Genomic DNA, 8872 nt, shown 5'->3' on the forward strand with positions numbered 1-8872 from the left:
TAAAAAAATTAAATTTGAGTAGATGTTATTTATTATTAGGAGGAAAGTATGAATTTTGAAAAAGAACTTTTGAAAATAGATATTAAATTATTGCCAAAAGTTTCAAAAATATCTATTGATGGGAGAAACTACTATTTAAAGAAAAATATTGATAAAAAACTATTAAGAAAAAAACTATTATTTTTTATTCAAAAAGTAGTATCAAAAATTTTATTTTTTCGAATTTTATCTCCAACAGTTAATATAAAGAATAACTCTAATCACGAAGCAATAAAATTAGTAAATTTAAAAAAATATGATTTAAATGTACCTGAAGTATTTTTTTCATGTTCTAATTTTTTTATTTTAGAAGATTGTGGAGAAAGATTAAAAGATTTTCTTAAGAAACCAGAAATTTATAACAAAATAGATTATTTAAAAAAAGCGATAAGTTCAATTGCTAATTTACATAATTTAGGTTTTGCTCACGGAGGATCACAAATTAGAAATTTTACAATTGATAATGATAATATTTTTATGATTGATTTTGAAGAGATTATTCCTGAAGAATATATTTCAGATATTCAAATAAGAGATGTTTTAATTTTTCTAATATCATTGAGTAATCTAGAAATAGAGGATGAAGATTACCATGCTCTTTTAAAAGAATATGATAAAGTTTCAAACAATCGATTCATATATAAAAAAATTTTAAATATAGTTTCTAGAGTTAAATTTTTGACAAAATTTTATAAAACAGGATTTTCAAAATATTTGGGCAAAGATATTCATGATTTTATAAAATTGATATATATATTGAACTATAACTAAAAATAAAAAAACACTTTATTAAAAATAAAGTGTTTTAATTTTACAAATAATGTGTTAAAAAAATAGTATTTATAATAAAAAATTACAAAAAAATTGACTTTTTGTAAAAGTAAAAATATAATCACTTTTATGAGAAGTTAAAATAAAATTACAGTACAACGGAGGAGATTTAGAAATGGAAAAAGTACAAACGAGCAACAAAATGAAATTGATACCATTAATTTTAATGATTTTTACTTCAGTTTTTGGTTTCAATAACATTCCAAGATCATTTTATCTTATGGGATATTCTGCAATACCTTGGTATATCTTTTCAGGATTATTGTTTTTTATTCCTTATGCATTTATGATGGCAGAATATGGTTCAGCTTTCAAAAAAGAAACAGGAGGAATTTATTCTTGGATGGAAAAATCTGTAGGACCAAAATATGCTTTTATTACAACATTCATGTGGTATTCATCTTATGTTATATGGCTTGTTAATATATCTTCTGGAATTTGGGTTGTTGTTTCAACAGCAATTTTTGGAAAAGATTTAACTACACAGTTAAATTTATTTGGCTTAAATTCAACTCAAAGTATGGGACTTTTAGGAGTAGGCTTAATAACTGTATTTACATATGTAGCCTCAAAAGGTTTAAATAAAATAACTAAGATTGCTTCAGTTGGTGGAATTGCCGTTACTCTTTTAAATTTAGTTCTACTTTTAGGATCACTTATTGTTTTTATAAATAATGGATTTAAATTAGCTCAACCTATTGAGTCTATAAGTGGAGCATTCTTTACTTCACCAAATCCAAACTACTTAAGCGGTCTATCAATTGCATCATTTTTAGTTTTTGCTATCTTTGCATATGGAGGAATAGAAGTAGTTGGAGGTTTAGTTGATAAAACAGAAAATCCAGAAAAAAACTTTCCAAAAGGTATTACTATAGCAGCTTTTGTTATAGCTATTGGATATGCAGTAGGAATATTTTTAGTAGGAATATTTACTAATTGGGAATTTTTAATAAATAAAGGAAATGTTCATATAGGAAATTTCTCGTATGTTTGTATGGAAAATTTAGGTTATCAAATAGCAATATCTTTTAATATAAACGAAGCAACAGCAATAACTATAGGACAATTAATGTCAAGATACATGGGAATATCTATTGTACTGTGTTTAACAGGTGCTTTTTTTACTCTTATTTATTCTCCATTAAAACAACTTATTGAAGGAGCTCCAAAAGAGATGTGGCCTGAAAAAATATCTGAAATTAAAGATGGTATGCCTCAAAATGCTATGTGGTGTCAATGGGCGATTGTTGTTTTATTTATTTTAGGAATTACATTTGGTGGGCAAGGAGCTGAAGCATTTTTCATGAAATTAACTCTTATGACAAATGTTGCTATGACAATTCCATATTTACTTATAGCTATTGCTTTTCCAATCTTTAAGAAAAATGAAGCCATTGAAAAACCTTTTGTTATATTCAAAACTGATTTTTCTATTAAAATAGCAACATTTTTTACAGTTATATTAGTAGGATTTGCTAATATTTCAACTATTATAGAGCCAGCTTTAAAAGGTAAAATAGATGATACAATTTGGATGACTATTGGACCTATATTCTTTGCACTATTAGCATTAACTATTTATAGAAGATACGAAGTAAAACATCTTAATAAAAAAGAGCAACTTGCTTAATAAAAAATTATGGGGGTAATAAAGTATGTTTGGAAAAAATGGTTGGACAAAAGAAAGAGTGAATGAAGCAAATGTTATTTTTGATTTTTCAGAGAATTATAAAAAATTTTTAGATGATGGAAAAACTGAGAGAGAAGTAGTTGAAATTAGTAAAAAAATGGCTGAAGCAAGTGGATTTATTAATATAGATTTAAAAGAAAAATTAGAAGTTGGAGATAAAGTTTACTTTATTAATAGAAATAAAAATATCGTATTAAGTATTATAGGTGAAGATGATATTTTAAAAGGAATTAATTATATAGTTTCTCATATAGACTCTCCAAGAATAGATTTAAAAGCTAACCCTTTATATGAAGATTTAGAATTAGCTTATATGAAAACACATTATTATGGTGGAATAAAAAAATATCAGTGGGCTACAATTCCTCTTTCTTTACATGGAGTAGTTGTACTAGAAAATGGTGAAAAAATTAATATAGTAATTGGTGAAGATGAAAAAGATCCAATTTTTATGATTCCAGACTTATTACCACATCTTTGGGGAAAATCTCAAGCTGATAGAAAAGCACCAGAAGTATTCCAAGGAGAGGAGTTACAAATTATAGTTGGGTCAATGCCTTTATATTTAGAAGAGTGTGATTCAAAAGATCTTATAAAGCAACATATTTTAAATATTCTTAATAATAAATATGGTTTTTCTGAAGAAGACTTTATATCTGCAGAACTAGAATTAGTTCCTTCAGGAAAAGCTAGAGATTTAGGATTAGATAAATCTTTAATCGCAGGTTATGGACAAGATGACAGAATTTGTGCTTATACATCACTAAAAGCAATTTTAGATTTTGATAAAATTCCTAAAAAGACTCTTGTATGTTTTTTAGCGGATAAAGAGGAAACAGGATCTAATGGATCAACTGGTCTTCAATCTACTTATTTAGAATATTTTACAACTGAGTTAATCTGCAAAATAAAGGGAATGGTTAATGGTAATGATTTACAAAAAACGTTGTGGAACTCTAAGGCTTTATCCTCAGACGTTAATGCTGCTATGGATCCTATATTTAAAGGAGTTCATGATCCTATGAATGCTGCAAAATTAAACAATGGAATAGTTATAACAAAATATACTGGCTCTAGAGGAAAGAGTGGAACAAATGATGCAGATGCTGAATTTGTTGCAGAAATAAGAAATATGCTAAATAAAAATAATATAGTTTGGCAAATTGGAATGTTAGGAAAAGTAGATGAGGGTGGAGGAGGAACTGTAGCAATGTTTCTAGCTCAAAAAGGAATTAAGACAATTGATGTAGGACCAGCATTACTTTCAATGCATGCTCCAATGGAAATATCTTCAAAACTTGACGTATATGAGACATATAGAGCCTATTTAGCTTTTTATGAATTATAAAAAAGCAAACTAAAAACATAACTTATAAAAATCAAGTGAGGAAAAATTGAAAAGAAAAAAATTAAAAATATTAACAGAATATATTTATATTTATATAGGAACACTCATAGCTTCGGTAGCTATTAATGGATTTTTAATTCCTTCTAATTTAGCTCCTGGTGGAGCGACGGGGCTTTCAATTCTTATCAATTATATGACAGGAATTAAAGTAGGATTTCTTATATTTTTTATAAATATCCCTTTATTTGTATTAGGGATTAAGGTATTTGGAAAATCTTATGGTGCTAAAACTTTAGCTGGAATTTCATTTCTATCTTTAAATGTTGAGTTTATTAAAAGGTTTATACCTGAAATTGATAAAATAATTGATTATACAAATCCAAGTAATATTTTTTTAGGTACTTTATATGGTGGATTATTAATGGGAATTGGATTAGGAATTGTTATAAAAAATGGTGGAACAACAGGTGGAAGTGATATTTTATCAGGTATTTTTAATAAATTTTTTAAAATTCCAATTGGACAAGCTTTAATAATGATTGATTCAACAATAGTTTTGTTTGCTGCATATATTTTTGGAGCTGAAAAAGCTTTATATGCGCTTATTAATCTTTACATGACAGGAGTTATAATTAATAAATTAATCAATGGCTCAAATGATGCTAAAATGGCATATATTATAACTTCTAAAGTTGAAGAAATAAAAAAAATAATAGTTAGTGATTTAGGAAAAACAGGAAACTATAATCAAGCACAAGCATTATATTCTGGAAGTAAAAGAGATGTCATAACGACTGTTCTTAAAAATAGAGAGGTGTTTCTATTAAAAGAACTTATAGTAGAAGTTGATAAAGAAGCTTTTGTTGTAGTTTCAGATATTCATGAAGTATTAGGAAAAGGATACACTATTTAGCCTTCAAAAAAAAGAAAAAATTAAAAATATTGAAAAGAAAAAGCTGAATTATATATGAAAAAGGAGGAGGTCCAGTAGGTTTAATTTAAATCTACTGGACAAATACAAAATGACAAATAAGAAAAAAAAATTTTCCAACGGCATTTACAGTACTTTTCATTATCCTTATTTTAGCTGCAGGTCTTACTTATATAGTTCCTTCAGGAAAATTTTCAAGATTAACTTATGATTCTCAATCAAATGAATTTATTATTGCTAGACCTAATGATACAATAGAAACACTTTCTGCAACACAAGATGCTTTAAATAAACTTAAAATACAGTTAAGTTTAGATAAATTTATAGATGGAGTTATTCAAAAACCAATAGCTGTTCCCGATACTTATACTCGAATAGAACAGCATCCTCAAGGAATTTTAGAAATATTAAAAGTTCCTATCGAAGGAGTATTCGATACTGTTGATATAATGGTATTTGTATTAATTTTAGGTGGAATAATAGGAATTATTAATAAAATTGGTGCTTTTGATGCTGGTATAGCTGCACTTTCAAAGCGAACAAAAGGTAAAGAATTTTTACTTGTTACTTTAGTCTTTTTATTAACAACTTTAGGAGGAACAACTTTTGGTCTTGCAGAAGAAACAATAGCTTTTTATCCAATTCTTATGCCTATTTTTCTTGTAAGTGGTTTTGATGCAATTACTTGTATTGCAGCAATTTATATGGGATCTTCTATTGGAACAATGTTTTCAACAGTAAATCCTTTTTCTGTAGTAATAGCCTCTAATGTAGCTGGAATTAACTTTACAAATGGTCTAATGTATAGAATTATTGTTCTTTCATTAGGTTCTTTGATAACTCTTGTTTATATGTATTACTATGCTAAAAAGGTTAGATTAAATCCTAAAGCTTCACTTGTTTATGAGGATGAAAATGCCATTCACGAAAGATTTTTAAAAAGCTATGATATTGAATCTAAAGTTGAATTTACTATAAGAAGAAAAATTGTTCTTCTTATTTTTGCATTGGCATTCCCTATTATGATTTGGGGAGTTGCAAGAGATGGATGGTGGTTTGAAGAGATGTCCACTCTATTTTTAGCTGATGCTATACTTATAATGATTTTTTCAGGGTTATCTGAAAAGGATTGTGTTAATACATTCATTGCTGGAGCAGCTGATTTAGTTTAGAGTTGTTTTAACAATAGGACTTGCTAGATCTATAAATATTGTTATGGATAATGGTTTTATTTCTGACACATTATTAAATTACTCAGCAGAGATTGTAACACAAATGAATGGAGGAGTTTTTGCAGTTGTACAGATGGTTGTGTTTTCAGTATTAGGATTCTTTATTCCATCATCTTCAGGATTAGCTGTTCTCTCTATGCCTATTATGGCACCTTTAGCTGATACTGTTGGGGTATCTAGAGAGGTTGTTATAAATGCATATAACTGGGGACAAAGACTTATGTCATTTATAACACCAACTGGTCTTATTTTAGTAACTCTAGAGATGGCAGAAACAACTTTTGATAAATGGTTAAAGTATATACTTCTTTTAATGGGAATAATGGCAGTTTTTTCAGTTGCTATGTTAGTTTTAAACGCTTTGATATAGATGGAGGTATAAAGTGAGAAAATTAAAAAAATTACAACCAGAAAGAGTTTTCTACTATTTTGAAGAGATATCTAAAATTCCTAGAGAATCTTATCAAGAAAAAGCCATTAGTGACTATATTATTGATTTTGGAAGAAAATTAGGGCTTGAAACTTACCAAGATGCTTCTTATAATGTTTTTTTAAGAAAAAAAGCTTCTTTAGGTTATGAAAGCTCACCAGGTATTATTATACAAGGACACTTAGATATGATTTGGGAGAAAGAAGATGATAGTCTTCATGACTTTTCAAAAGATTCTATTGATTTAATTATTGATGGAAATAAATTAAAAGCAAATAAAACAACTTTAGGCGCTGATAATGGAATAGCTATTGCAATAGCTATGGCTATTCTAGAAGATGATTCTTTTGAACACGGTCCGTTAGAATTTCTTGGAACAACATCTGAAGAAGTTGATTTAGGTGGAGCTTTAACCATAGATTCTGAAATTTTAAAAGGAAGTATGCTTATAAATTTAGATTCAGAAGATGAAAGTATTATAACAGTGGGGTCAGCTGGTGGAATTGAATTAGATATTACTTTACCAATTACTAAAGTATACGAAGATCTTTCTTTTTCTTGGAGTATTGAAGTCAAAAATTTATCTGGAGGTCATTCTGGAGTTGAAATCCACAAGAAAAAAGGTAATGCAAATAAAATAATATCTGAAATTTTAAGTAATATTAACTTTGAAGAAGAAATCTTTCTAGTTGAAATCTCAGGTGGAAGCAAAGATAACGCTATTCCTAGAAATGCTTCTGCTACAATTTCTTCTAAAAAGGATATTTCTATGACGATAAAAAATTCTATAAATAAAATTTTAGAAAAATATAGATCTTTTGAATTAAATATCCAGGTGGAAATGATAGTATTAGATACTATTACTAAAGTTATTGATAAAGAATCTTTTAAAAATTATTTAGGTTTAATTAAAAATATGCCTACAGGAGTTAATACTTGGATTAAAGAATATCCTGATATAGTTGAATCATCTGATAATTTAGCTATTGTAAAAACATCTGTCGATTCAATTGAAATAATAGTTTCTTTAAGAAGTTCTGAAGTAAATATTTTAAAAGAGTTACAAGATAAGATTATAAATATTGTTGAAGAATTTGGTGCAAATTTTAAGTTTTCTGCCGGATATCCAGAATGGAGATTCAATTCAATTTCTAATTTAACAGTGTTTGGGCAAGAATTCTCCCATCTCTTTAGGTGGTGAGATGAATTGCCTTTCTTTTTTTATTGATTTTTATTGTAAAAGCCTTTATAATATTGAGATAATCAATATGAGGAGGTGTAAAACTATGAAGAAATATAATTTAGCTTTTAGATTTAGAATACATCCAAATGAAGTTCAAGCGAACTTGATTTTACAAACTTTTGGTTGTACTAGATTTGTATATAACAAAATTTTAGCTAAAGCTGATGAAATATACAAATTAGAGGGTAAAAACAAAATCATTACTCCAGCTTCTCTTAAATCTGAATTTCCATTTTTGAAAGAAGTTGATAGTCTAGCCTTAGCTAATGCTCAAATGAATGTTAAAACTGCTTTCGCTAATTTTTTTAGAACTAAAAAAGGTTTTCCTAAATTCAAATCTAAAAAATCTGCTAGAAAATCTTACTCTACAAATAGTGTTAACAACTCTATTAGAATAGAGGATAATTCTATAAAACTTCCTAAGTTAGGATTAGTTAAAATTAAACTTCATAGAGCGATACCTCAAAATTATAAAATTAAATCTGCCACTATTAGCCAAGAACCTAATGGGGCTTTTTACGTTTCTATTCTTACTGAATTCACAATGGATATAAAAGAAGTTCCAAGCGATAATAATATCGTTGGGCTTGATTTTTCTATGAAAGAACTTTTTGTCAGCTCTGATAATCAAAGAGCTGACTATCCTAGATTTTTCAGAAAATTAGAAACTAAATTAGCTAAAGCTCAAAGAGAATTATCTCGTAAAGTTAAATTCTCAAGCAATTGGAATAAGGCTAAATTAAAAGTCGCTAAAATCCATCAATCTATCAAAAATAGTAGAAAAGATTTTTTACATAAATTATCAAAAGAATTAGTTACAAAGTATAATGCGATTATCATTGAAGACCTAAATATGAAAGGTATGAGCGGAGCATTAAACTTTGGTAAATCTGTCGCTGATAACGGGTGGGGAATATTCACAACTATGCTTCAATATAAGGCTATGTTTTTAGGAAAACAAGTAATAAAAATAGATAAATGGTTTCCTAGCTCAAAAACTTGTTCTTGTTGTGGCAATATAAAAGATTCACTTTCTTTAGGCGATAGAGTATATAACTGTGAATGTGGTCATGCTATGGATAGAGACCTTAATGCAAGTGCGACACGTTTCGTAATGAAAAGTTACGA

Annotated in this window: 6 protein-coding genes and 1 pseudogene; all 7 read left to right on the forward strand. The window is 27.6% G+C overall.

Annotated features, from left to right (window positions below; all coding sequences use genetic code 11):
* Positions 1-48 precede the first annotated feature (48 nt).
* A complete protein-coding gene (locus HMPREF0202_RS06990) occupies positions 49-810 on the forward strand; it encodes a BUD32 family EKC/KEOPS complex subunit (RefSeq protein WP_023052371.1) in 762 nt (253 codons plus the stop codon).
* A gap of 175 nt (positions 811-985) precedes the next feature.
* Positions 986-2500, forward strand: coding sequence for a glutamate/gamma-aminobutyrate family transporter YjeM (gene yjeM, locus HMPREF0202_RS06995; protein ID WP_023052372.1), 1515 nt, complete (start codon positions 986-988; stop codon positions 2498-2500).
* A 25-nt stretch (positions 2501-2525) separates the two neighbouring features.
* Positions 2526-3908 (forward strand): aminopeptidase, encoded by a 1383-nt coding sequence (locus tag HMPREF0202_RS07000; protein WP_023052373.1) that lies wholly within the window; start codon positions 2526-2528, stop codon positions 3906-3908.
* 46 nt (positions 3909-3954) lie between these two features.
* Entirely contained in the window at positions 3955-4821 is an 867-nt protein-coding gene (locus HMPREF0202_RS07005; protein WP_023052374.1) for a YitT family protein, read from the forward strand.
* 116 nt (positions 4822-4937) lie between these two features.
* Positions 4938-6441 (forward strand): annotated as a pseudogene (locus HMPREF0202_RS07010) (YfcC family protein).
* A 13-nt stretch (positions 6442-6454) separates the two neighbouring features.
* Positions 6455-7702 carry a beta-Ala-His dipeptidase gene (pepD, locus tag HMPREF0202_RS07015; protein WP_023052377.1) on the forward strand — a complete coding sequence of 416 codons (1248 nt, stop codon included), beginning with the start codon at positions 6455-6457 and terminating at the stop codon, positions 7700-7702.
* 85 nt (positions 7703-7787) lie between these two features.
* Positions 7788-8872, forward strand: a 1085-nt coding sequence (locus HMPREF0202_RS07020) for an RNA-guided endonuclease TnpB family protein (protein WP_023052378.1), incomplete at its 3' end; no start/stop codon positions are given.

The sequence above is a fragment of the Cetobacterium somerae ATCC BAA-474 genome, assembly GCF_000479045.1.
GTDB classification, from domain to species: Bacteria; Fusobacteriota; Fusobacteriia; order Fusobacteriales; family Fusobacteriaceae; genus Cetobacterium_A; species Cetobacterium_A somerae.